Source organism: Kitasatospora sp. NPDC090308 (assembly GCF_044769485.1).
Lineage (GTDB): Bacteria > Actinomycetota > Actinomycetes > Streptomycetales > Streptomycetaceae > Kitasatospora > Kitasatospora fiedleri.
In genome coordinates this window covers 125,323-148,676 of the sequence record NZ_JBIVXY010000001.1, presented here as the reverse complement: position 1 = coordinate 148,676, position 23,354 = coordinate 125,323, and the positions used below count along the sequence as shown (strand labels likewise).

Annotated in this window: 21 protein-coding genes; 9 read left to right on the top strand and 12 right to left on the bottom strand. The window is 72.9% G+C overall.

Annotation, left to right across the window (positions count from 1 at the left end; all coding sequences use genetic code 11):
- Positions 1-124 precede the first annotated feature (124 nt).
- The 3 genes from ACIQVD_RS00675 to ACIQVD_RS00665 all read left to right on the top strand — a co-directional run bounded on the left by ACIQVD_RS00675 (position 125) and on the right by ACIQVD_RS00665 (position 2,798).
- Positions 125-1,144 (top strand): Dyp-type peroxidase, encoded by a 1,020-nt coding sequence (locus tag ACIQVD_RS00675; RefSeq protein ID WP_402285057.1) that lies wholly within the window; start codon positions 125-127, stop codon positions 1,142-1,144.
- Positions 1,141-1,941, top strand: coding sequence for a family 1 encapsulin nanocompartment shell protein (locus tag ACIQVD_RS00670; protein ID WP_402285055.1), 801 nt, complete (start codon positions 1,141-1,143; stop codon positions 1,939-1,941). The genes ACIQVD_RS00675 and ACIQVD_RS00670 overlap by 4 nt, the downstream gene beginning before the upstream one ends.
- Positions 1,942-2,015: 74 nt before the next feature.
- The gene (locus tag ACIQVD_RS00665) at positions 2,016-2,798 is read left to right on the top strand and encodes an SGNH/GDSL hydrolase family protein (protein ID WP_400688779.1); all 783 of its coding nucleotides are present in this window, start codon (positions 2,016-2,018) and stop codon (positions 2,796-2,798) included.
- A gap of 7 nt (positions 2,799-2,805) precedes the next feature.
- Here ACIQVD_RS00665 and ACIQVD_RS00660 read toward each other — a convergent pair whose 3' ends face one another.
- Positions 2,806-3,195, bottom strand: coding sequence for a PPOX class F420-dependent oxidoreductase (locus ACIQVD_RS00660; protein WP_100835638.1), 390 nt, complete (start codon positions 3,193-3,195; stop codon positions 2,806-2,808).
- Between the two features lie 69 nt (positions 3,196-3,264).
- Positions 3,265-4,581, bottom strand: coding sequence for a glycosyltransferase 87 family protein (locus ACIQVD_RS00655; RefSeq protein WP_402285052.1), 1,317 nt, complete (start codon positions 4,579-4,581; stop codon positions 3,265-3,267).
- A gap of 249 nt (positions 4,582-4,830) precedes the next feature.
- Here ACIQVD_RS00655 and ACIQVD_RS00650 point away from each other — a divergent pair, with 249 nt between their 5' ends.
- Positions 4,831-7,155: a Tex family protein gene (locus ACIQVD_RS00650; RefSeq protein WP_400689263.1), complete on the top strand. Its 2,325-nt coding sequence runs from the start codon at positions 4,831-4,833 to the stop codon at positions 7,153-7,155.
- 49 nt (positions 7,156-7,204) lie between these two features.
- Here ACIQVD_RS00650 and ACIQVD_RS00645 read toward each other — a convergent pair whose 3' ends face one another.
- The gene (locus ACIQVD_RS00645; protein ID WP_402285050.1) at positions 7,205-7,768 is read right to left on the bottom strand and encodes an NUDIX hydrolase; all 564 of its coding nucleotides are present in this window, start codon (positions 7,766-7,768) and stop codon (positions 7,205-7,207) included.
- A gap of 672 nt (positions 7,769-8,440) precedes the next feature.
- Positions 8,441-8,653: a hypothetical protein gene (locus ACIQVD_RS00640; RefSeq protein WP_402285048.1), complete on the bottom strand. Its 213-nt coding sequence runs from the start codon at positions 8,651-8,653 to the stop codon at positions 8,441-8,443.
- A gap of 209 nt (positions 8,654-8,862) precedes the next feature.
- Here ACIQVD_RS00640 and ACIQVD_RS00635 point away from each other — a divergent pair, with 209 nt between their 5' ends.
- From ACIQVD_RS00635 to ACIQVD_RS00625, 3 genes are read left to right on the top strand one after another with little or no spacing between them, the layout of a single operon-like run.
- Positions 8,863-9,693: a Scr1 family TA system antitoxin-like transcriptional regulator gene (locus ACIQVD_RS00635; RefSeq protein ID WP_402285046.1), complete on the top strand. Its 831-nt coding sequence runs from the start codon at positions 8,863-8,865 to the stop codon at positions 9,691-9,693.
- Positions 9,690-9,905 carry a DUF397 domain-containing protein gene (locus ACIQVD_RS00630; protein ID WP_402285044.1) on the top strand — a complete coding sequence of 72 codons (216 nt, stop codon included), beginning with the start codon at positions 9,690-9,692 and terminating at the stop codon, positions 9,903-9,905. The genes ACIQVD_RS00635 and ACIQVD_RS00630 overlap by 4 nt, the downstream gene beginning before the upstream one ends.
- Positions 9,902-10,114 (top strand): DUF397 domain-containing protein, encoded by a 213-nt coding sequence (locus tag ACIQVD_RS00625; RefSeq protein ID WP_402285042.1) that lies wholly within the window; start codon positions 9,902-9,904, stop codon positions 10,112-10,114. Before ACIQVD_RS00630 ends, ACIQVD_RS00625 begins: the two co-directional genes overlap by 4 nt.
- Before the next feature lie 80 nt (positions 10,115-10,194).
- Here the strand turns inward: ACIQVD_RS00625 and ACIQVD_RS00620 are convergent, their stop codons facing one another.
- Positions 10,195-10,827 carry an FMN-dependent NADH-azoreductase gene (locus ACIQVD_RS00620; RefSeq protein ID WP_400688795.1) on the bottom strand — a complete coding sequence of 211 codons (633 nt, stop codon included), beginning with the start codon at positions 10,825-10,827 and terminating at the stop codon, positions 10,195-10,197.
- Positions 10,828-10,970: 143 nt separating this feature from the next.
- Here ACIQVD_RS00620 and ACIQVD_RS00615 point away from each other — a divergent pair, with 143 nt between their 5' ends.
- Positions 10,971-11,606 carry a TetR/AcrR family transcriptional regulator gene (locus tag ACIQVD_RS00615; RefSeq protein ID WP_199846950.1) on the top strand — a complete coding sequence of 212 codons (636 nt, stop codon included), beginning with the start codon at positions 10,971-10,973 and terminating at the stop codon, positions 11,604-11,606.
- 87 nt (positions 11,607-11,693) lie between these two features.
- On the opposite strand, the gene ACIQVD_RS00610 is transcribed toward ACIQVD_RS00615, so the two are convergent.
- The 3 genes from ACIQVD_RS00610 to ACIQVD_RS00600 all read right to left on the bottom strand — a co-directional run bounded on the left by ACIQVD_RS00610 (position 11,694) and on the right by ACIQVD_RS00600 (position 14,858).
- A complete protein-coding gene (locus ACIQVD_RS00610; RefSeq protein WP_400688799.1) occupies positions 11,694-12,287 on the bottom strand; it encodes a GNAT family N-acetyltransferase in 594 nt (197 codons plus the stop codon).
- 85 nt (positions 12,288-12,372) lie between these two features.
- Positions 12,373-13,050 carry a nitroreductase family protein gene (locus ACIQVD_RS00605; RefSeq protein WP_402285039.1) on the bottom strand — a complete coding sequence of 226 codons (678 nt, stop codon included), beginning with the start codon at positions 13,048-13,050 and terminating at the stop codon, positions 12,373-12,375.
- Positions 13,051-13,211: 161 nt separating this feature from the next.
- Complete coding sequence (locus tag ACIQVD_RS00600; protein WP_400688804.1) at positions 13,212-14,858, bottom strand: ABC-F family ATP-binding cassette domain-containing protein; 1,647 nt, start codon at positions 14,856-14,858, stop codon at positions 13,212-13,214.
- Positions 14,859-14,952: 94 nt separating this feature from the next.
- Here ACIQVD_RS00600 and ACIQVD_RS00595 point away from each other — a divergent pair, with 94 nt between their 5' ends.
- Positions 14,953-15,339, top strand: coding sequence for a hypothetical protein (locus ACIQVD_RS00595; RefSeq protein WP_402285037.1), 387 nt, complete (start codon positions 14,953-14,955; stop codon positions 15,337-15,339).
- On the opposite strand, the gene ACIQVD_RS00590 is transcribed toward ACIQVD_RS00595, so the two are convergent.
- The 4 genes from ACIQVD_RS00590 to ACIQVD_RS00575 all read right to left on the bottom strand — a co-directional run bounded on the left by ACIQVD_RS00590 (position 15,333) and on the right by ACIQVD_RS00575 (position 23,031).
- Complete coding sequence (locus tag ACIQVD_RS00590; RefSeq protein WP_402285035.1) at positions 15,333-15,620, bottom strand: hypothetical protein; 288 nt, start codon at positions 15,618-15,620, stop codon at positions 15,333-15,335. The two genes, ACIQVD_RS00595 and ACIQVD_RS00590, sit on opposite strands and share 7 nt — an antisense overlap.
- A gap of 188 nt (positions 15,621-15,808) precedes the next feature.
- A complete protein-coding gene (locus ACIQVD_RS00585) occupies positions 15,809-16,084 on the bottom strand; it encodes a hypothetical protein (RefSeq protein WP_402285033.1) in 276 nt (91 codons plus the stop codon).
- A 40-nt stretch (positions 16,085-16,124) separates the two neighbouring features.
- The gene (locus ACIQVD_RS00580; RefSeq protein ID WP_402285031.1) at positions 16,125-16,280 is read right to left on the bottom strand and encodes a hypothetical protein; all 156 of its coding nucleotides are present in this window, start codon (positions 16,278-16,280) and stop codon (positions 16,125-16,127) included.
- Between the two features lie 574 nt (positions 16,281-16,854).
- Positions 16,855-23,031 carry a DNRLRE domain-containing protein gene (locus ACIQVD_RS00575; protein ID WP_402285029.1) on the bottom strand — a complete coding sequence of 2,059 codons (6,177 nt, stop codon included), beginning with the start codon at positions 23,029-23,031 and terminating at the stop codon, positions 16,855-16,857.
- Positions 23,032-23,354: the final 323 nt, after the last annotated feature.

Genomic DNA, 23,354 nt, shown 5'->3' with positions numbered 1-23,354 from the left:
GCCCGGCGGTCCCAAGCCCCCGCCGGACACGCCCGATTCGGGCACTATCGCGGTGTCTGGAACCTTTTGCCGGGTATGGTCGGCGGGCGTCCGAACGTCCGGCAGCCCTCTGGGAGCACCCGCCATGCCGCAGCCCCAACCGGTCCTCTCCACGCTGACCGGGGCCGCCGTGTTCCTAGTGCTCGGGATCGAGGACGGCGGCGAGCAGACCGTCCGCGACCTGCTGCCGGACCTCGGCGGCCTGACCCGCTCGGTCGGCTCCCGGGCCCCGCGCCAGGACGTCAGCCTGGTGCTCGGCATCGGCTCCGACGCCTGGGACCGCCTGTTCGCCGGGCCCCGCCCCGCCCAGCTGCACCCCTTCGTCGAACTCGCCGGGCCCCGGCACCTCGCCCCGGCCACCCCCGGCGACCTGCTGCTGCACGTCCGGGCCGAGCGGATGGACCTCTGCTTCGAGCTGGCCACCCTGATCAGCCGGCGGCTCGGCGACCGGGTCACCGTGCTGGACGAGACCCACGGCTTCCGGTACTTCGACTGCCGCGACCTGATCGGCTTCGTCGACGGCACCGAGAACCCCACCGGGCGGGACGCCGCCGAGGCCGTCCTGATCGGCGACGAGGACCCGGACTTCGCCGGCGGCAGCTACGTCATCGTGCAGAAGTACCTGCACGACATGGCCGGGTGGAACGCGATCAGCGTCGAGCACCAGGAACGGGTGATCGGCCGCACCAAGCTCGACAACGTCGAACTCGACGACGCCGCCAAGCCCGCCGACTCGCACGTCGCGCTGAACACCGTCACCGGCCCCGACGGCGAGGACCGCGACATCTGGCGGCTCAACATGCCGTTCGGCTCCTTCGCCGAGGGCGGCGAGTGCGGCACCTACTTCATCGGCTACGCCCGCGACCCGCAGGTCACCGAGGAGATGCTCCGCAACATGTTCCTGGGCCGCGGCCCCGCCGCCCACGACCGGCTGCTGGACTTCTCCACCGCCGTCACCGGCACCTTCTTCCACGTGCCCAGCGCGGACTTCCTGGACGACCCGCCGCCCGCCCCCGGCGCCCGGGTCGAAGCCCCGGCCGTCCCCGTGCCGGTCCGGGACGGCAGCCTCCGCATCGGCAGTCTGAAAAGGAGCACCGCACCGTGAACAACCTGCACCGCGCCCTGGCGCCCGTCTCCGCCGCCGCCTGGACCGAGATCGAGGAGGAGGCCCGGCGCACCTTCCGGCTGCACCTCGCCGGACGCCGGGTGGTCGACCTGGCCGGACCGGACGGGCCCGAGCTGGCGGCCGTCGGCACCGGGCACCTCGCCGACATCGCCGCCCCCGGCAACGGCGTCCGGGCCCGCGCCCGCGAGTCCCTCCGGGTGGTCGAGCTGCGGGTCCCCTTCACCGTCACCCGGGCCGCGGTGGACGACGTCGAACGCGGCTCCAAGGACTCCGACTGGGACCCGGTCAAGGACGCCGCCCGCACCATCGCCCTCGCCGAGGACCGCACGGTCTTCGAGGGCTACCAGGCCGCCGGCATCACCGGCATCCGCGACGGCTCCTCCCACCACCCCGTCGTACTCCCCGCCGACGTCCGCGAGTACCCCAACGCCGTCAGCCGCGCCCTCACCGTGCTGCGCCTGGCCGGGGTCGGCGGCCCCTACTCGCTGCTGCTCGGCGCCGACACCTTCACCGCCGTCAACGAGACCTCCGACCACGGCTACCCGGTCCACAACCACCTGGCCCGCCTGCTCGACGGCGAGATCATCTGGGCCCCCGCCGTCGAGGGCGCCGTCCTGCTCTCCGCCCGCGGCGGCGACTTCGAGCTCCACCTCGGCGAGGACCTCTCGATCGGCTACCTCTCCCACGACGACACCACCGTCCACCTCTACCTCCAGGAGTCCCTCACCTTCCAGCTCCACACCCCGGAGGCCGCGGTCACCCTCACCTCGGCCTGACCGCCGCCGCCCTCCCCGCCCGTCCGGTACGCCTCGGTAGGGTGGGGCCGCGACGGACGACTCCAGGAGGCGGTGTGCGGCAGTACCGGGCGATGGTGGCGGTGGGCGACTCGTTCACCGAGGGGATGTGCGACGACACCCTGCCCGACGGGCAGTTCCGCGGCTGGGCGGACCGGGTCGCCGCCGTGCTGGCCGCCGAGGCGGGGGCGGACGGCTTCCGGTACGCGAACCTGGCGGTGCGCGGCAAGCTGATCGGCCAGATCCGGGACGAGCAGGTCGACCTGGCCGCGGCGACCGACGCCGACCTGGTGACGCTGGCGGGCGGCCTGAACGACGTGCTCCGGCCGGGCTGCGACATCGCCGAGGTCGAGCGGCAGCTCGGCGCGTGCACCCGCGCGCTGCTCGCCGGGGACCGCACCGTGGTGCTGTTCACCTCCACCGACCCGACCCGGCGGATGGCCGGCAGCCGCCGGCTGCTGCCCGCGATCCTGCGGATGAAGGCGTTCGTCGAGGGCGTGGTGCGGGACCACCCGGACCGGGTGGTGCTGGTCGACCTGTTCTCGGCGCCGGTGTTCGACGACCGCCGGCTCTGGGCCGAGGACCGGCTGCACCTGTCCCCGGAGGGCCACCGCCGGGTCGCGCTGGCGGTGCTGGAGGCGCTCGGCCGCCCGGCCGCCGAGGACTGGCGGGCCCCGCTGGCCGAGCCGGACCCCCGCACCCGCGTCCAGCGGGCCCGCGCCGACGCCCGCTGGCTGGGCACCCACGTCGGCCCGTGGATCGGCCGCCGCCTGCGCGGGCGCTCCTCCGGGGACGGGCGCCCGGCCAAGCGCCCCGAGCTGCTGCCGTACGAGGGCTGACGCCGGGTCAGCCCCGGTCGAGGCGGACGGTGATCCCGACGGTGCCGTCCTTGCCGCGGCGCAGCCGGCTGCCGAGCAGGGTGAGCCGCCCGACCAGCCCGTACTTGCGGGCCAGCAGCTGCCGGTAGCGCTCGGTGGTGGCGGCGTCCGCGATCTCGGCGGTGGCGGGCAGCGGCTTGCCGGTCGGGTTGCCGCGCACGTCGCACGGCCCGACCAGCACCTCGCCGCGCCGCCGGATCCGCTTGACCTTCCACGACCCGGCGGTGGTCCACACCCCCAGCGCGTCGCCGTCCCGGACCACCCACACCGGGGTGGGCACGGCGCTGCCGTCCTTCTTGTAGCTGGTGATCAGCAGGTACTTGCCGGCGGCGAGCCGGTCCAGTGCGGTGTCGGCCATTGCTGGAGTGTACGTCCCCTGGCCGCCTGACAGGCCGTCAGTCCGGCGGTCCGGCAGCCCGCCAGTCCGTCAGGCCGTCGGGACGGGGTCCGGGTCGCCGCGCGGATCGTCCTGCGCGTCGGCGTCGGCGTCGGTCGCGCGGGGCGTGGGCGCGGGCCCGGGCGAGGCGGTGGCCCGCCAGAGCCGGGCGGCGGACCAGAGCGCGGCGGTCAGCAGCAGCCCGTTGCGCAGCAGGATCACCCCGGTCGGCCACCAGCCGCCGGCCTGCATCGCGTCGAAGAACAGCGGGTAGTCGACGGTGGTGACGCCGACCACCGGCAGCAGCAGCAGGGCGACCGGCCACTGCGTGGTGCTCTCCACGGTCAGGCAGACGGCGGCCAGGCCGATCAGCCAGACCAGGTACTGCGGGGAGATCACCCGGCTGGTGACGGTGAACAGCAGCACCGCGGTCAGCGCCGCGTCGTACGGGGTGGCGGCCGTCCAGCGGCGGGCCCGCACCCGCCACAGCAGCAGCCAGGCGAAGGCCGCGGCGCTCAGCAGCAGCGACAGCTGCGAGATCCGGTGCACGTACCGGCCGAGGAACTCGAACGAGCCGTAGTGCTGCTCGACCCGGCCGGACCAGCCGAACTGCCGGGCCACCTGGAGGACGCTGCCGCCCAGCGACTCGATCTCCACGCCGCGCCCGCCCTGGGCGTGCAGGAAGCCGAGGGCGTGGTCGAAGCAGGCGGCGAGGACCAGCAGCAGGGCCAGCGCGGAGAGCGCGGCGGCGGTCCACGCCTGCCGGGTGGTGCGGCCGCGCGGGGTGCCCAGGACGGCCAGCGCGGGCCACACCTTGACCATCGCGCCGATCCCGGCCAGCGCCCCGCCGAGCCGGGGCCGGGCCGGGAGCAGCAGCAGCGCGCCGACCGCGAGCGCGGTGGCGAGCAGGTCGTAGCGCCCGTAGGGCAGGCCGAGCAGCAGCGGCAGGGCCAGCGCCCAGGCCCACGCCCCCCGGACCGAGCGCCCCGGGCCGCGGCCGGCCGCCAGCAGGGCGGCCTGCACGGCGGCGTCGGCCAGCAGCGCCAGCAGCACGAACGCCTGGAGGTAGCTGAGGAACGGCAGCAGGCCCGGCGCGAGCATCGGCAGCGCCGCGCCCGGCGGGTACTGCCAGGTGACGTCGTCGACCGGGAAGGTGCCGGTGCGCAGCACCCGGTACCAGCCGTGGTACAGCCGGTGCACCTCGATGGCGGGTTCGGTCCGGCCGGAGCGGATCAGCCCGACCATCAGCACCCGACCGGCGACCCAGTACGCGGCGAGGGCGAGCACCTCGCGGGGCCAGGTGGCGGGGCGGGTCCAGCGGACCGGCCGGTCGGGTGTCCGGACGGCCGGGGCGGGGGCCTGCGCCACCTGGTCCTCCCATGCGCTGACGGGGGCTCCGGCAGCGGCGCTGACGGAGGATCGCAAAACAGTCGTTCACCTCTCATACCAGACGATTCGGGCGTCCTCCGGGTCGCCCCGGCGCGTGTCCCCCCGCGTCCCCGGAACGCGCCACGCCCGCAGCGGCCACCCGGTCCACCGGAGGTCCGTCGGTCGGACCTGCCAGAATGCACGGGCGACACCGCCCAACCGTCTGAAGGGGTGACCGGCACCGTGACCATGCCCGTCGAACGCAAGATCGCCGAGGAGCTCGGCGTCCGCGAGAACCAGGTGCAGGCCGCCGTCGGCCTGCTCGACGGGGGTGCGACCGTTCCCTTCATCGCCCGCTACCGCAAGGAAGCCACCGGCGCCCTGGACGACACCCAGCTGCGCACCCTGGAGGAGCGGCTGCGCTACCTGCGCGAGCTGGAGGAGCGCCGCACCGCCGTCCTGGAGTCCATCGAGGCCCAGGGCCGGCTGGACGACGCGCTGCGCGCGCAGGTCCTCGCCGCCGACTCCAAGGCCCGGCTGGAGGACATCTACCTCCCGTACAAGCCCAAGCGGCGCACCAAGGCGCAGATCGCCCGCGAGGCCGGCCTCGAACCGCTCGCCGACACCCTGCTCGCCGACCCGGGCCGGGACCCGGCCGCGCTCGCCGCGACCTACCTGAACGAGCAGGTCGCCGACGTGCCCGCCGCCCTGGAGGGCGCCCGGGCCGTCCTGGTCGAGCGCTTCGGCGAGGACGCCGACCTGGTCGGCTCGCTGCGCGAGCGGATGTGGACCCGCGGCCGGCTGGTCGCGAAGGTCCGGGACGGCAAGGAGCAGGACGGCGCCAAGTTCGCCGACTACTTCGACTTCGCCGAGCCGTACACCAAGCTGCCCTCGCACCGCATCCTGGCCATGCTGCGCGGCGAGAAGGAGGAGGTCCTCGACCTCGAACTCTCCCCGTACGACGGCGAGCAGGAGGCCGACCTGCCCGGCGCGAGCGACTACGAGCAGCGGATCGCCGCCCGCTTCGGCATCGCCGACCGCGGCCGCCCCGCCGACAAGTGGCTCACCGACACCGTCCGCTGGGCCTGGCGCACCCGCATCCTGGTCCGGCTCGGCATCGACCTGCGCACCCGGCTGCGCGCCGAGGCCGAGGACGAGGCGGTGCGGGTCTTCGCCGCCAACCTGCGCGACCTGCTGCTCGCCGCCCCCGCCGGGACGCGCGCCACCATGGGCCTCGACCCGGGCTTCCGCACCGGCGTCAAGGTCGCCGTGGTCGACGCCACCGGCAAGGTGGTCGCGCACGAGACGGTCTACCCGCACCAGCCCGCCAACAAGTGGGACGCCGCGCTCGCCACGCTGGCCCGGCTGGCCGCCCAGTACCGGGTGGACCTGGTCGCGATCGGCAACGGCACCGCGTCCCGGGAGACCGACCGGCTGGCCGCCGACCTGATCAAGCGCCACCCCGAGCTGGGCCTGACCAAGGTGATGGTCAGCGAGGCCGGCGCGTCCGTCTACTCCGCCTCCGCGTTCGCCGCCCAGGAGCTCCCCGGGCTGGACGTCTCGATCCGCGGCGCGGTCTCCATCGCCCGCCGCCTCCAGGACCCGCTGGCCGAGCTGGTGAAGATCGACCCCAAGTCGATCGGCGTCGGCCAGTACCAGCACGACCTGAGCGAGCTCAAGCTCTCCCGCTCGCTGGACGCCGTGGTCGAGGACTGCGTCAACGCCGTCGGCGTCGACGTCAACACCGCCTCCGCGCCGCTGCTCACCCGGGTCTCCGGCATCACCGGCACGCTCGCCGACAACATCGTCGCCCACCGGGACGCGAACGGGCCGTTCCGCACCCGCAAGGCGCTCAAGGACGTCGCCCGGCTCGGCCCCAAGGCGTTCGAGCAGTGCGCGGGCTTCCTGCGCATCCCCGACGGCGACGACCCGCTGGACGCCTCGGCCGTCCACCCCGAGGCGTACCCGGTGGTCCGCCGCATCCTCGCCGCCACCGGCGGGCAGCTGCGCGAACTGATCGGCAACGGCCCGGCGCTGCGCGCGCTGCGGCCGGGCGACTTCGCCGACGGGACCTTCGGCGTCCCGACCGTCACCGACATCCTCGGCGAGCTCGACAAGCCCGGCCGCGACCCGCGCCCCGCCTTCCAGACCGCCACCTTCAAGGACGGCGTCGAGAAGCTCTCCGACCTGGAGGTCGGCATGGTGCTGGAGGGCGTGGTCACCAACGTCGCCGCGTTCGGCGCCTTCGTCGACGTCGGCGTCCACCAGGACGGCCTGGTGCACGTCTCCGCGCTGTCGAAGAACTTCGTCAAGGACCCGCGCGAGGTGGTCAAGCCCGGCGACATCGTCCGCGCCAAGGTCACCAGCGTGGACGTCCAGCGCAAGCGGATCGGCCTGACCCTGCGCCTGGACGACGAGACCGCCCCCGGCGCGTCCGGCGGCAGCCGCCGCGAGCAGTCCCCCCGCCGGGACTCCCGGCCCCCGCGCCAGGAGCGCCGCCCCGGCCCCCCGGCCGCCGCCCCCGCCAACTCCGCCATGGCCGACGCCCTCCGCCGCGCGGGCCTGGGCAAGTAGCGGCACCGCCCCGCGCCGGCGGCCGGGCCCCGAGGGGCCGGGCCGCCGGTCAGCCGGTGCGGGACTCGACCGCCAGCGCGACGAGTTCGGACCACCAGGGCTCGCGGTGGTCGCCGAGCAGCCGCAGCGCCTCGTCGGGGGTGACCGGGCGGACCTCGACCACCTGCTCGCCGTCGTCCGGGTTGGTGGGGGCGGAGTCGACCAGGACGTCGGCCCAGCCCCAGAGCCACGCCTTCACCGGGTGCGGCTGCCAGGGCCGGTAGGGCGTGGGCGAGTCGGTGACGGCGAGGTGGTGCCCGATCCAGGTCGGCGGCCCCAGCAGCCGGGCGCCGGCCTCCTCGCGCAGCTCGCGCTCCAGGCAGGACTCGACGCTTTCGGCGGCCTCCCGGGTGCCGCCGGGCAGGAACCAGTGGCCGCGGACGTCCCGGCACAGGACGACCCGGCCCCCGGCGAAGCCGACCAGGTGGATGTTGGTGATGAGTTCGTCCGGCGGCAGGTCGGTGCTGAACTGGGCGTCGATGCCGCCCCACTCCCAGCGCTGCGGCGCGTGCAGGGCCGGGTACCTGGCGGCCAGTTCGGTGCTGTCGCTTGCTCTGCGTGTGGTGTCCGTCATCGATCGATCGTAGTCCCGGCCGGTCCCGAACGGACCCGGACGGTCAACGGAGCGGACGAAACCTCACCCGCCCGTGGCACCCCGTCAACCCGCCGCGCCGGGCGTCCACCTGACCGCCCGTCACCGACCCGCGGGCACGGAACCGGCCCGGCCGACCGCGCGTACTGACCGTGGGGGAGCGCGGCGACCGGGCCGTGTGGGGGTTGGTTCTCAACACCCGCCCGAAAGCGGGTTCTCGACCACCGTGCCGGGGGCGGCCGGACCGCCCCGTGCACCCAAAATGCCCGGCCCGCCGAGGCCCGTCAAGCGTTCCCCGGCCCGCTTGAGCCACCCTTAAGGCTCCCTTCGCCGACACCACCGGTACCGCCCTCCCGCCCCCGCTCCGTGCCCGGTGGGGCGGGCGGCTCCGACCGGACCTCGCTCCACACGCTGTCCTGCACGAGACCGCCGCCGTCGGGGAGGACCGAACGCCGGTGCCCCCAGCGGTCGCCCAGCGCGAGGGCCGCCAGCACCCCGGCCGCGTCCGGCGCCGGCCGGGTCGACCGGAGCTCGACCCGGTACCCGCCCGCGACGGAGGTCAGCCGGGCCTCCTCGCCACCGGCCCGCGTCAGCCGGTCGGCGATCACCCAGGCCCGCCGCCGCGCCTCCTCCTCGGAATCCTCCGGCTGTCCCTCAGGCCGCATCCGACGCCCGCTCCCCACCGCCGTCGCCGTCACCGCACCGCGGACACCGGCAGGCCGGCCAGGTCAGCGGGGAGAGCGGCGCGGGCCCGATCGGCTCGTCGGACGTGCGGAACGAGACCTGGACCCGGGTGCCGTCGGCCCGCGCCGTGTAGACGCGGATCGTCAACTTCGCTCCCGGGTCGGGGCATGGGTGATCGGACATGGTGGTGGACCTCGCAGGGCTCGGGCCGGGCGGGAAGGGGCGTCCACGCCCCCGGAGGGCACCGGACCGACGCGCGCCGGGACCGCGCTCCGCGCGCCGGTCACCGTCCGCGTCCTTCTTCTTCCGGTGTGTCACCAGCATCGGCAGAAACGACTACGCTCACCAGTACTTGCCCGTTGACGGTTCAGGCGAGTTAAGGAGCTTCAGCGGTGAGCGATGATCAAGAAGTTGACGGTGCGTCATCTCCGGCTCTGCGCTTCGGTGAGGAACTCCGCAGGTCGCGGAGGGCGCGCGGATGGTCCCAGCTGGCCCTGGCCGCGCGCATGGGGTACTCGGGCGGGCTGCTCTCGTACGTGGAAAGAGGGAAGAAGCCCGTAACCCTTAACCTCGCGGTCAGGGCCGACCAGGTGTTCGGGACCGGGGAGCGGTTCCAGCAGCTCTGGCGTCAGTACTCGAACGCCAGCCTGCTGGAGGGCTTCGCGGAGTTCGCCGCGGCGGAGGCCCGGTGCCGTCGGCTGCGGACCTTCGAACTCGGCGTGGTGCCCGGCCTGTTCCAGACGCCGGCCTACGCGTCCGCGCTCGCGGCGGCGGCCGTGCAGCGAGGGAGCATCACCCAGGCGCAGGCCGATGCGCGGATCGCCTTCCTGGCGACCCGGCAGGAGCTGCTGGTCCGGACGGACCCGCCCTTCGTGCACGCCGTCCTGGACGAGAGCTGCATCCGGCGTCCGGTGGGCGGCCCGGCGGTCATGGCCGAGCAGTTGGGGCACCTGGAGGAGCTGGCCGGGCGGCCCCGGATCACCCTGCAGATCGCCCCGTTCGACATCGGCGAGCGCGCGCCGTTCACGATGCCGCTGGTGCTGCTCGACCTCCTCGACCGGGTGGTCGTCGGGTACGCGGAATCCCAGGGCCGGGGCCATCTGGAGCGCGGCCGGGACGCGGTTTCGACCTGGTCCAGGGAGTACGATCTGCTCCAGGTGGAGTCCCTGTCTACGGCCGCTTCACTCGCCAGGATCCGGGTTGTCAGGAAGGAACTCTCATGACCGATGTCGACCTGTCCGAGCTGCGCTGGGTGAAGTCCACCTACAGCAATAACGGCGGCAACTGCGTGGAGGTGGCCCCGGCCGGGCTGCCCGGTCGTTTGCCGGTCCGTGACTCGAAGGACCCGCAGGGGCCGGTGCTGGTGTTCCCCGAGGCGGCCTTCGCCGCGTTCGTCGCGGCGGTCAAGTCCGGTGCTTTCGAGGAGCTTTCGTGACCGACGTCGACCTGTCCGAGCTGCGCTGGGTGAAGTCCACCTACAGCGACAACGGCGGCAACTGCGTGGAGGTGGCCCCGACCGGGCTGCCCGGCCACTTGCCGGTCCGTGACTCGAAGGACCCGCAGGGACCGGTGCTGGTGTTCCCCGAGGCGGCCTTCGCCGCGTTCGTCGCGGCGGTCAAGTCCGGTGGTCTCGGCGAGGTCTGAGTCTGCGTCAGTGCGGTGAAGCCCCGCGGGCCCGAAGTGTCGGGCGCGCGGGGCTTCTGCCTGCCCGGAGGGGCGGGGTGTCAGGCGCGGGCCAGGTTCTTGCCGGCGGTGGCGGCGGCGTCCAGGGCCCGGGTGTGGTACTCGGCGGCCAGGTCGCGCAGGCTCTCCATCGCCGGGTTGGCGGCGGCCATGGTCAGTTCGCGGCGGACGGTGGTCAGGTCGGCGCCCCAGACGTCGCGCAGGATGCGCTCGACGTAGGGGGTGGAGTGGTCCCAGCCCTCGCGGGGGGTGCCGGCGGCGAAGCCGCCGCCGAACGAGGCGACCAGGAGGACCGGCTTGTCCTTGAGCAGTTCGGTGGTCGGGCCGGCCGCGGCGATGACCAGGTCGACCCAGGTCTTGAAGTGCTGGGAGACGCCCCAGTTGTAGAGCGGCACGGCGATGATCGCGGCGTCGGCGGCGCGCAGCTCCTCGGCCAGCGAGGCGCCGAGCGCGGCGGCCTCCCGCTGCTCGGGGGTGTGCTGGTCCGCGGGGGTGAACGCGGCCAGGGTGGCGTGCGTCCAGGCGTCGCCGGGCAGCGGGTCGGTGCCCAGGTTGCGCCGGGTGACGGTGCCCTCGGGGTGGGCGGCGGTCCACTCGGTCTCGGCGGCGGTGGCCAGCTCGGCGCTGGTCGAGGTGCCGGGCAGGATGCTGGCGTCCAGGCGGAACAGGTGCATGACAGTACTCCTCGGTTCGCACCCCGCCGGGAGGGCGGTGGCGCGGGCGGGCGGGTGCGACAGGGCGCAGGTGCGGGCCCGGAGGCGCCGCACTCGACGTAAACGGACTTTACCCCGTTTCTCTCGCCGGGTAAATTGGCGGCATGGACAGCCCCCTGGTCCCCTTCGGGAAACCCCCCACCGAACGCGCGGACGCGGCCCGCAACCGCGAGGTGCTGCTCTGCACCGCCCGCGCGATGATCGCCGAACTCGGGGCGGACCACCTGACCATGGACGGCCTCGCCGAACGCGCCGGGCTGGGCAAGGGCACCGTCTTCCGCCGCTTCGGCACCCGGGCCGGGATCTTCCGCGCCCTGCTCGACGCCGAGGAGCAGCGCTTCCAGTGCCAGGTGCTGTCCGGCCCGCCCCCGCTCGGCCCCGGCGGCGACCCGGTCGACCGGCTGATCGCCTACGGCCGCGCCCGCACCCGCTTCCTGCTGGAGCGCCACCACATCGCCCGCGCCGCCTTCGAGCGCAAGGGCCCCGTCCCGCCCGCCGTCGGCCCCAACTTCTCCCGCCCGCACATCCGGATGCTGCTCGCCCAGGCCGCCCTCGGCCTCCCCGACCTCGACACCCTCGCCCTCCAGCTCGCCAGCGCCCTGGAGGGCCCCCCGCTGCTCTTCCTGGTCGCCGACCTGCCCCCCACCGCCCCGGCCGCCGGCCGCTGCGCGGAGGAGGACCTCGGGGCCCTGCTCGCGGACGGCTGGCAGACGCTGATCGAACGGCTCGCCCACCGCTGAGCGCTGGCGGGGGCGCGGGTCCGCTCCCGGAACGCCGGAGGGGACGGCCCGCCGGGCCGTCCCCTCGTCGCGCGCGCCGGCGGGCGCTCAGGCCCCGGTCAGCCAGATCATCTTGCGTCCGGTCTCGGCCGGGGCGGTCGGGACCGCCGGCTCGATCCGGTCCAGGACGTAGCCGAGCTTGCGCGGCACGGCGGCACTGGCGGCGTTCGACTCGTCGCAGTGGATCTCGGCGCGGGTGATGCCCGGCAGGGCGAGGGCGGCCGAGGTGAGCGCGCGGGCGGCGGCGGTGGCCAGGCCGCGGCCGGTGTGCTCGTGGTGCACCCAGTAGCCGATCTCCAGCGCGCCCGGGCCGATCCGGCCGTGCAGGCCGAAGCCGCCGACGACCGCGGCCGGGTCCGCGTCCAGGCCGAGCAGGTACATGAAGTCGGTGCCCTGCTCCCAGGCCGCCTCGCCGGCCACCGAGAGCTGCTCGCTCTCCGCGAGGGTCGGCGCCTGCCGGGCCCAGGGCATCCACGGACGCAGGTGGTCCAGGTTGGCGATCACCGCGGCGTTCAGCCCGGCGGCGTCCGCCACCCGGCGGCGGCGCAGGTGCGCGCCGCCGCCGAGGGGCAGCAGCTCGGGCGGGCGGCCCGCGGTGAGCGGTCGCGCAACGTTGTCAGGTGCGTCGGTGGAGTGACTCATGGACGGAGTATGCGCCATCCGGCAACGCGCCGACCAGCGGATATCCCCTCCGCCACCCGGGCGCACCACCCCGGCGGGCGGCGGCTCAGAGCCGCACCAGCACCTCGTCCAGCGGCTTGCGGACCAGGTCCGGCACCCGGGCGTCCTCGGCCGGGTAGCCGACCGGGATGACGTACGCGGCGCGCTCCTCCGGCGGGCGGTCGCACACCTCGTTGAGGAAGCGCATCGGGCTGGGCGTGTGGGTCAGCGTGGCCAGGCCCGCCTGGTGCAGGGCCGCGAGCAGGAAGCCGACCGCGATGCCCACCGACTCCTTGGTGTAGTACGGGCGCGGCGAGTTCGGGCCCTTGTGCACCTCGAACACCACAATCACAGCGGGCGCGTCCTCCAGGAACGGCTTGCGCCAGTCGGTGCCGATCGGGGCCAGCGCCGCCAGCCACTCCTCGGACGCCCGGTGCGCGTAGAACTCCCGCTCCTCCGCCTCCGCGGCCTCCCGCAGCCGCCGCTTGCGCTCCGGATCGGTGACCACCACGAACCGCCACGGCTGCACGTGCGCGCCGCTCGGCGCGGTCGCCGCCGTCCGGACCGCCCACTCCAGCACCCCCTCGGGCAGCGGGCGGCTCGCGTAGTCGCGCACGGTGCGGCGCCGGGCCATCACCTGGTGGAAGGCCCGGCAGCGGTCGGCCGCCTCGTGGGCGGGCACGTTCATCGGGTGCAGCGACGCCGTCGGGTGGGACGGTGCCGGGGCGGAAGCTCGGTCAACCATGCGCGCCAGCACAGCACACGGCGCACCCGGGCGGAAGACGCCGCCGGGCCCCGGCAAGAACCGGCCCAAAGCGACCGGGCACGGCCCCCGGCCCCCGGCCCCCGGCGCAGCCCCCGGTCCCGGGCGCAGCGCCTGGCCCCCGGCGCAGCGCCGGGCTCGCCTCAGGCTTCGGAGACCTTCCCGTCCGCGACCACCAGCCGCCGGTTCACCTGCACGGTGTCCAGCATCCGGCGGTCGTGGGTGACCAGCAGCAGGGTGCCGGTGTACGAGGCCAGCGCCGACTCCAACTGCTCGATCGCCGGCAGGTCCAGGTGGTTGGTCGGCTCGTCCAGCACCAGCAGGTTCACCCCGCGGGCCTGGAGCAGGGCCAGCGCCGCCCTGGTCCGCTCGCCCGGGGAGAGCGTCGCGGCCGGGCGCAGCACGTGCACCGCCTTCAGGCCGAACTTGGCCAGCAGGGTGCGGACCTCCTCCGGGGCGAGGTCCGGCACGGCGGCGGCGAACGCCTCCAGCAGCGGACGTCCGGCGTCGCCGCCGAACAGGTGCCCGCGGGCCTGCTCCACCTCGCCGACCAGCACGCCCGAGCCGAGCGCCGCACTGCCCGCGTCCAGCTCCAGCCGGCCCAGCAGCGCCGCCAGCAGCGTCGACTTGCCCGCGCCGTTCGCACCGGTGATCGCCACCCGGTCCGCCCAGTCGATCTGGAGGTCCACCGGCCCGAACGCGAAGTCCCCGCGCCGGACGGCGGCCTGCCGGAGCGTCGCCACCACCGAGCCGGAGCGCGGCGCGGCGGCGATCTCCATCCGCAGCTCCCACTCCTTGCGGGGCTCCTCCACCACGTCCAGGCGCTCGATCATCCGCTGGGTCTGCCGGGCCTTCGCGGCCTGCTTCTCGGTCGACTCGGCGCGCTGCGCCCGGGCCTTCTTGTCGTTGTCGCCGCCCTTGCGCCGGGCGTTGCGGACGCCGTGCTCCATCCAGTTGCGCTGCATCTGGGCCCGCGCCTCCAGACCCGCCTTGGTGTCCGCGAACTCCTCGTACTGCTCGCGGGCGTGCCGGCGGGAGATCGCCCGCTCCTCCAGGTACGCGTCGTAGCCGCCGCCGTACACGTTCACCTGCTGCTGGTGCAGGTCCAGCTCCAGCACCTTGGTCACGGTGCGGGCCAGGAACTCGCGGTCGTGGCTGATCAGCACGGTGCCCGCGCGCAGGCCCTTCACGAACGCCTCCAGGCGCTCCAGGCCGTCCAGGTCCAGGTCGTTGGTGGGCTCGTCCAGCAGGAACACGTCGTAGCGCGACAGCAGCAGCGAGGCCAGGCCCGCGCGGGCCGCCTGGCCGCCGGACAGCGCCGTCATCGGCAGGTCCAGCGAGACCTTCAGGCCGAGCTGGTCGGCGACCTCCTCGGCCCGCTCCTCCAGGTCCGCGCCGCCCAGCTCCAGCCAGCGGTCCAGGCTCACCGCGTACGCGTCGTCCGCGCCCGGCCGGCCCTCCACCAGGCCCTCGGTGGCCTCGTCCAGCGCCGCCTGGGCCGCCGCGACGCCGGTGCGGCGGGCCAGGAAGTCGCGCACCGACTCGCCCTCCCGGCGCTCCGGCTCCTGCGGCAGGTGCCCGACGTTCGCGGTCGGCGGGCTGAGCTTGAGCGAGCCGCCCTCCGGGGCGTCCAGCCCGGCCAGCAGCCGCAGCAGGGTCGACTTCCCGGCGCCGTTCACCCCGACCAGGCCGATCACGTCCCCGGGGGCGACGACCAGGTCCAGCCCGGAGAACAGCGTGCGCTCGCCGTGGCCGGCGGCGAGGTCCTTGACGACGAGAGTGGCAGTCATGATGCCCCGATTCTAGGCCGCCGCCCGGAGCGCCCCGGACGGCCGGGCCGGGGTGCCCGGGATCCCATCGGACCGGTTGCCGCCGCAGGACGGCATGACGCGGAGCACGCCTGATGAGAAGCTGTTCGCCACGATGGTTCACGCGCTGGTCGGTGGACACACCTGGCGTGCGTTGCCGCCCTGCTTCGGGGTCTCCACGTCCACCGCCTACCGCCGCTTCCTCATCCGGTCGAGTGCCGGCGTCCGGGGCCGGCTGCACGAGCTGGCCCTGGACCGCTTGGACGACGCCGACCCGTTGGATATCTCCCGTATGGTGCTTGACTTCTCCCATGGCAGGACCGGAAAGGGGAAAAAATCGCAGGTGCGAGCCCATGCGGACCGGGAAACCTGGCTTCCAGAACGCACATTTTTTCGGGCGCTGGCGGACTGTCCCTCGTCATTGCAGTTACCACTGATAACATCTGCGACGGGAAATCACTGAAGCTCCTCGTCGAGCCATGTTGGATGAGACAGGGCGCCCGGTGCGGCCGCTATCGTAAATCCGGAGGACCTTACGCCGACAAAGCCTAAGATGTCCCGTTGCAGGAGCTTCTTGCGGCGCAGCGTCGCGGTCCGGTCCCGCGACGAACTACCGGTCCGGCTCTCTTCGGCGGCCAGGGCACCGAGCTCCCGGCCCAGCAGCCGGTGCGCGGCCACCAGCGCCGCACCAGGCTCTCGCGCCGCTGACAGCCTCTGTCCCGTCTCCGCCTCGAGGGTGGTCACCTGCTTGCCGGACAGGCCGGTTTCCTTCCCGCGCCGCCTACTGGCGGCCCTCCGGCCCTCTGCCGCCGGAGCGGCGACAGGAGCAGCGCTGAGGCACTCCTCGTCTCCACTCCCGGAGACGGTGCCGCCGGTTCAACGAGCCGGAGCGGGGCGGGACACGGACCTGGGGCAGCGGCTGGCAGGCCGGGCTACGCGGTGTCGCCTTCCCAGTCCCAGCGGAGCGGGTCGCCGGGGCGCGGCTCGTAGCGGGCGCGGCCTCCGGCGCCGTAGTGGCCCAGCGGTGCGATCAGCGCGGCCCCGCACTCCAACTCGTCCGGGGCCCAGCCGGTGACGTCGACCAGCTGGCCGTCCAGCGGGCCGCCCACCAGCTCCCGGTACTCGTGTCCCGGCTCGGGGCCGGGGTCCTCGCCGGGCTCGGCGCCGTAGACCCGGCCGCGCAGCAGCTGCTCGTCCCCCTCGTCCATCCTGTCAGCGTGGCACCGCCAGCCGACAGCGCGCGGGTGTTCAGCGCCACTGGTAGCTGGCGTCCGACATCTCTGGCAGCAGCACCGGGGCTTCGGCCGTGGGCGGGGCCTGGGCTGGGACGGCGTCGACCAGGTGGTCGCCGACGTCCGGGTAGAGGTGCCAGCCGGCCAGATCGGCCGGGGCCAGCCAGAGCACTTCGGTGGTGTCCTCGGTGTCGAACTCGACCAGGGCGACGTCCTTGGCAAGCAGCCGGGACAGATGGACAACGTGGACCAGGTGGCGGCGCCGAAACAGCCGGCCCTCTCCCGGGCATCGGGTTTCCTGGTGCTGCTCGAACCGCAGCGGTAGCTCGCGCAGAAGCCATGCCAGGCGGCCGGGTTGTGCACCTGCCCGGCCGCCTGGGACTTCACCGTAGGGCGCTCAGACCATGAGAGGTGCTCGCGTTGGTCGATGCGAAGCAGGCACAGCTTCGCGCTCTGATACAGGCATCAGAGCAGCCGACCCGACCACGTCTTACTTTTTACGGACGGAGGAGGCCGTTACGTTAGCCCCGAAAACAGTTACCGCAAACCAAATGGCCGCCTGGACCCCAGAGTTCTCAACAATATTTGAAACCCTGGCAAGGAGAGCGATCGCCACCCCCAGGATAGTCCATCCAATAAATCCGATCCAAAATTTCTTGCTGCTCAACATTGCAATTCCAAACTCCAGGCGGCGGGCACTGGAAGGCTATCCAGCGCCCGCCGTTTTCTATGGGTCTAAATCAAGGTCAGAACATTCCCCTACCGAGCCTCGAAACCCACCCTAGCCTACTGAAGCCACCAGCGGCACCCGCAAGGGAGAACCATCCGATGTTTTTCACGTAGTCCTTTGAGTTCCACTCGTTCTTTCGGCCGAACAGGAAGCGGGCGCTGTAGTCAATACTTCCGATTGATGCTCCGATAATGGCACCTCCGATTACGCACCCTATGCCGCCGGTAGCCGCACAGACGCCAGCCGTGAGAAGCGCCCCGCCGACGACTGCTGTCACGCGGATAGCCCGACGCGCCCACTTCTTCCAGCCCCATTTTCCATCGAGGTCATAACACCCCAGTGGGTCGCCGCTGCAGTAGTCGTAAGCGTTGGCATTACCGCCGCGCACTGGGTCGATCGAAATAAAGCGTCCGGTGGTCGAATTATAAAGGCGCACCCCCATCAGGGTAAGGCCACTGGGGGTGTCGGCAGAGCGCTGCTTGGCTCCGATCCAGCCGTAGCGGGTAGTTGCCTGGCCGGTGCGGGGCTGGCCGTACTCGTCGAAGTCGAGGACGGTGGGGGCGCTGCCGTTGAGGGGCAGTTGCAGGGTCACGTCGCCGTGCAGGTTGGCGAGTTGGAGAGTGACCGAGCCGGTGTTGGCGGTGGTGGCGCCGAGGTCGCCGGTGGTGCCAGTGATGTTGCGGATGTAGTTGCCCGCGTTATCCACAGTCCAGCGGGGGTTGTCGCTGTCGGAGCCGTAGTGGTTGGTCTTGGTGAGGTTGGTGGTCCAGGTTCCGGAGTTGTTGGTCTCGGTGGTCCAGGAGCGGAAGCGCTGGTTGGAGTCGAGGGTCCAGGTCTGGCGGTTGGTGCCGGTGGTCTGCTGCTGGACGAGGTCGCTGGTGTAGTAGGCGACGGTGGAGCCGGGCAGCGCGGTGGTGCGGCCGAAGGCGTCGTAGGTGTAACCGGAGTTCACCAGGCGGTCGGCGCTGTCGTAGGTGGTGGTCTGGGTGGTGGCTCCGGTGGTGGTGCAGTCGGCGCCGCGGGCGGCGACGGCGGTGGCGAGGGTGGTGCGGTTGGTGTTGTTGTCGAAGCCGTAGCCGCGGGTGGTGCAGACGGCGTCGGGCGAGGTGTCCTGGACGGCGGTGAGGCGGCCTGTCTTGTCGTAGGCGTAGGTCTGGGCCGTGGTGACGCCGGGGGTGCCGGTGTGGGTGGCCCACTGGCCCTGGACGGTCTCGGTGATGCCGTCGGAGACCAGCACGGTGCCGTCACTGTCGCGGGTGTAGGTGCGGCCCACGGTGGTGCCGGAGGGGTCGCGGCGGTCGGCCATCGTGTAGCCGCCGGGCATGCCCTGGGTGACGGCGGTGCCGTCGGCGTCGTAGCGGGCGGTGAAGGTGCCGGCGACTGAGTCGGTGACCGAGGTGGTCAGGCCGCGCGGGTCGATGGCGGTGTCGTAGGTGTAGGTGGTGGTGGACGGGACGCTGTCGGTGACCTTGGTGGGCCGGTCGAGGGCGTCGTACTCGGTGGTGGTGGTCGCGCCGTCGGCGTCAGTGTAGGAGGTCAGGCGGCCGAGCGCGTCGTACGCCTTGGTGATCGTGCCGCCGCTGGTGGAGGTCTGCTTGGTGACCTTGCCGGTGACCGGGTCGTAGGTGGTGGTGACGGCCGGGACGGCGATGCCGAGGCCGCCGGTGACGGTGGTGGTCACCGGTCGTCCGGCCGCGTCGGGGGTGATGGTGGTGGTGCGGGTGACGCCGTTGGCGGTCTCGTCGGTCTGCGTGGTCTGGCCGAACAGCCCGTACTGGACGGTCTTGACGGGCAGTTGGACCGGGTTGGTGCCGCCGCCGGTGATGTCGCCGGCCGGGCCGGTCTGGCAGAGCTGGTCGGCCCACTCGGGGCGGCCGGCGCAGGTGCCGGTGCCGGCGGCGGACCAGTAGGTGGTGCGGGTGGTGCCCGCGTCCGTGCCGGTCGACTTGGGCAGTTGCTTGGAGGTGACGCGGCCTTGGGTGTCGTAGCCGGTAGTGGTGGTGAGGTTCAGGCCGCCGGCGTCCTGGATCTGCTGGGTGGCGACACCGAGGGCCCAGTCGAAGACGGACTTGTCGGTGCGGGTCTCGGCGAAGACCTCGGGCCAGGCGCGCAGGGCGCCGCCGGTGACGGTGGTGGTGACCTGGTCCTTGACCTTGGCGGTGCCGTCGGTGGGGCGGCCCTCGTCGTAGGTCTTCACGGTGCGGGTGCGGGCGACGGTCTGGGTGCCGGCCTTGGCGACCGTCGCCCCGCCCGAGATCACGTCGGCGGCGAGGGTGATGCGGTGCAGCGGGCCGGAGTTCTCCGTCTCGCGCTGGCCGTCGGCGCTGTACACGCTGGTGGTGGACAGCAGGCGGGCGCGTTCGCCGCTGGGCAGGTTGTTGATGCCGAGGTCGGCGAGCTGGGCCTTGGCCGTGCCGGTGGTGCCGAGGGCGAGTTCGCGGTTGGCGGCGGTCAGCGTGCGGACGCCGTTGCCCCACTTGTCGTACTCGGTGGTGGTGAGGCGGTGGCCGGGGGCGGCGGTGTTGACCTGGCGGCCGGAGGCGTTGAGGTAGTTGACGGTGGCCCGGGTGTAGTCGCCCGCGTTCAGGTCGGTGCCGCTGTTGGAGGCGGGGACCTGGTCGGCGGGGAAGACCGCGGTGGCGTCGGTGGGCAGGTCGCTCTGGCCCCAGGTGGCGCCGACGGTGACCGACAGGTCTTCGGGGGCCTTGCTGCCGGAGGTGGGCACGCCGTACACGATCGTGGTGATGGCGGTGCCGTTGACGGTGGCGGTGGTGCCGGGGGTGAGGGTGTTGGTCCACACCTTGGTGAGCATGCCCTCGCCCGCGGCCGGGTTGGCCGCGATGTTGCCGTAGGCCATGTGGTAGCCGCCGTTCATGCCGGGCGGCAGGACCGCGTACAGCGCGCCGTCGGAGGCGGCGCCTTCGACGTACGAGTACTGGGTCTTGGCGCTCGTGCCCAGGCGCGGGTCCCAGGTCTGGCGCAGTCGGCCCGCCAGGTCGTAGCGGTAGGTGGCGACGTCGGTGGCGGTGGCGGCCGTCGCGCCGGGGGCGGTGGCCCACAGTTTGATGGTGGAGAGCTGGCCGGTGAAGTCGCCGAAGTCGGTGCCGTTGGTGTTGCCGGTGGCGGTGGTGGCGGTGGCGTAGACGAACTGCAGGACGCGGCAGCCCTTGGTGGACGGGGCGGCCGTGCAGGCGGCCGCGGTGGCGGCGGAGGTCGGCGCGATCATGTACTTCGGCCGGGCCAGGGTCTTGCCGCCCACCACGGTCTTCTCGGAGACCACGGTGGTGGTGGAGTTGGCCATGCCGTCCAGCAGGCTGGACGTCACGGTCCAGGTGGTGGCGGCCGGGTCGACCTTGGCGAAGGTGGTGACGGTGCCGTCGGTGTCGGAGAGGGTGAAGTCGCCGGAGGCGAAGGAGCCGCGCAGGGTCAGTGCCTCGCTGCCCGGCTCGGGCACCCAGCCGTTGCCGGCCGTGTTGGCGGTGAAGCCGATGGTGTCGCCCTCGGCGAGGACCACGTCCAGCGAGGTGTTCGAGGTCTTGCGGATCTCGGTGTAACCGGACTGGGAGACCTCGGAGGCCACGCCGGAGGTCCAGTTGGGGCCGAAGATCGGCGCCTGGCCGTCCTTGTTCGCCGGGGCCTTCGGGTCGCGCGAGGAGTGCGTGCGGCCCACGGTCAGGCCGAAGAACGAGGCGTCGGTGGCCGAGACGGTGAGGTCGCCGGTGAGCAGGTTGAGCGTGCCGGGACCGATCTGCTGGGTCGCAGCTCCCGTCGCCTTGCGGTCGACGACGGCCTTGATGCCCTCGGAGGAGACGGCGGCGTTGTTCGGGCCGGTGAAGTCGGCGCGGACCTGCACGGTGCCGTCGGGGTTGACGGTGCTGGTGGCGTTCCAGGTCAGCGACGGGCTCTTGCCGCTGCTCAGCGCGACGGGCCAACTGACCGCGCTGCCCGCGTTGGTGACGTCGGAGGCCGGGATCGTGGTCCAGGCGTCGGCGTCGGAGCGGCGCCAGGAGAAGCTGACCGCGTTGTACTTGGCGGCGTCGGCCTCGGCGACCAGCGGGAGGCGGGCGGCGGTGCGGGTGCCGTCGTTGGGCGCGGTCACGCCGCCGGCCCCGACCCGGAAGGTGTAGGTGACGGGTTCGGACTTGTTCTCGGCCTTGTCGACGGCGCGGACCTGCAGGGTCTGCGTGCCGGCCTTGTCCGGGGTGATGGTCAGGTTGACCGGGGCGGTGGAGCCCCCGGTGGCGACCTTGGTCCAGGTGGCGCCGTCGAGCGTCCACTCCAGGGCGCTCTGGTCACCGGCGGGCGGGGTCAGGGTGAACACGCCGGACTGCCCGGCGCCCTTGACCCACTGCCCGGAGGGGTAGTCGGTCGAGGTGATCGCGGACGGCGCGGAGGGCGCGGCGGTGTCGACGGTGAAGTACGCCCACGGCGACCACGTGGTGTTGTAGTGCAGGCCGTCGTAGGGCGAGGTGCGGAACCGGTAGGTCTTGCCGTTGGTCAGCAGCCCCGCGGGGACGGTCACCGAGGCGGGCTGGCCCGAGGCGACGTACGGGGAGACCAGTACGTTGCCGACCTGCGCGCCGCTGTCGTTGTCGAAGACCTGGAAGGTGCCGTCGACCTTGTCGTTGTTCGGGTCGACGAAGGTGTCGCGCAGCGTCGGGGTGGTGGAGTTGACCCACCAGGTCCCGTTGCCGTCCTTGTAGAAGGGGGAGCCGGCCTGCTGGTCGGTGCCGGTGCGCGGGCGGTAGTTGTAGGTGACCGTCAGCTTGGGCACGTTCGAGCCGGCCTCGGAGGAGTTGACCTCCTTCCAGTACTTGGTGCTGCTCTCGTCCGGGGCGCGCAGGCCCATGCCGGACGTGGGGTTCTTCGCCGAGGTCCAGCTCTGCACGAGGTTGGTGACGTCGGCGTTGATCCAGCCGTCGTTCTGGCAGCCGGTGCGGCCCGCGGTCTCCGTCGACGTCGCCTGCTTGGAGTTCCAGGAGGGTTGCAGGGTCCACCGTGAGGCGGTGGAGGCGAGCGAGGTGTCGTAGACGTCCCAGGCGTAGCCGGCGCAGTCGCTGTTGCCGGACTGGAAGTTCCACAGCGACACGGTCGCGTTGGTGATCAGCGCGTCCGCGATCGGCGCGGTGTTCCAGTTGATGAACGCGCGGGCCTCGCGGGAGGAGCCGTCGGCGTTCTTGGTGCCGGGGTTGCCCCAGTACAGCTCGGTGTCCGCCGACCAGTCGACGCTCTCGCCCTTCTGCACCCGGGTGTCGAACACGTTGCCCAGCGCGATCGTCGAGGGGTCGACGGTGACCGGGTACCGGGTCTTCGGGTCGGCGAGGAACGCCGCGTCGGGAGTGAACACCAGGTCGATGCTGTCGCCGTGCTGGACGACCTTCAGGTCGACCTTCGCCCGGTTGGCGTGCTCGCGCGAGCCCTCCGCGATGACGGCGGAGTCCCACATCACCGGCGCGGGCAGCACGGCCCGCTTCTCACCGGTCTTCTTGTCGGTGAACAGCACGCTGCCGTCCGCCTGCGCCTCGGCCTTGAGCCCCTTGGCCTTCATCGGCATCGTGTAGGAGTAACCGGCCGCCGTCGGGCGCTGCTTGAGGACGGTGTACTGCTCGAAGCCGGTGCGGGTGGCCTCCACCACCAGGTCGGCCGCGCCGTCGCTGATCGCGTCCTCGTAGGTGGCCTTCGTGCCGTCCAGCTCGGGTGCGGGCAGGCCGCCCTTCCACTGCAGCTCGACCTGCTGATCGCCCTCGCCGAGGGTCACCAGGGTGCGGTCCTCGCCCTTGCCGGACTGCGAGTCGGCGAGCGAGCGTGCCCGGGTGCCGCCCGGGGCGGCCAGCTTCAGCGCGCCCGGGTGCGCCTTGGGCGCGACCGAGCCGTCCGGCTGCCGCTGCAGCGTCAGGTCGACGTCCGTCCACCGGCCGTCGCGCTGGAAGCGCACCGGCCCGGCGAACAGCTCGCTGGTCAGCGAGCCGTCCTTGTTCACCCACGTCGTCGACGTCTCGGTCCGCTCGGACAGCGCCTCCACCCGCTGCCCGGACAGCCGGGCCGCGACCCGCGCCGACGGGATGTCAGCAGCCTCGGTGGCCCACTTGGTGCCCTGCGCCTGACCGGACTTGTCCGGCTTCGGCGCGGCCAGCGCGTCCTCCGTCCCCGCCAACAGTGACACCGACACGGCGAGCGCCAGTACGGCGCTCACCCCCCGGGCGCCCGGGGGCACCAGCCGCCCGCGGCGCCTTGATATGTGTTCGCGCACATCCACTCCCTGCGATCGCCCCACCACTGAAGCGGGGGCGCGTGGATCGTATGCGGGTCATGAATCGGGCATATGACGAACAGTCATGCCAATGTCCCGCAAGCGGCTCGCGGGAGGTTCGAAGGATTTATGAAACCGAAACATGGATGGTCCGGCGAGAGGATGTGCGCGAAAGGTGAAGGGATGGAATCAGGCCGGAATGCTGGATACCGGTCTTCTCGACCGGGGCCCCTTGGTCCTTGATCGGCTCCGTCGAGCCTGTCGTG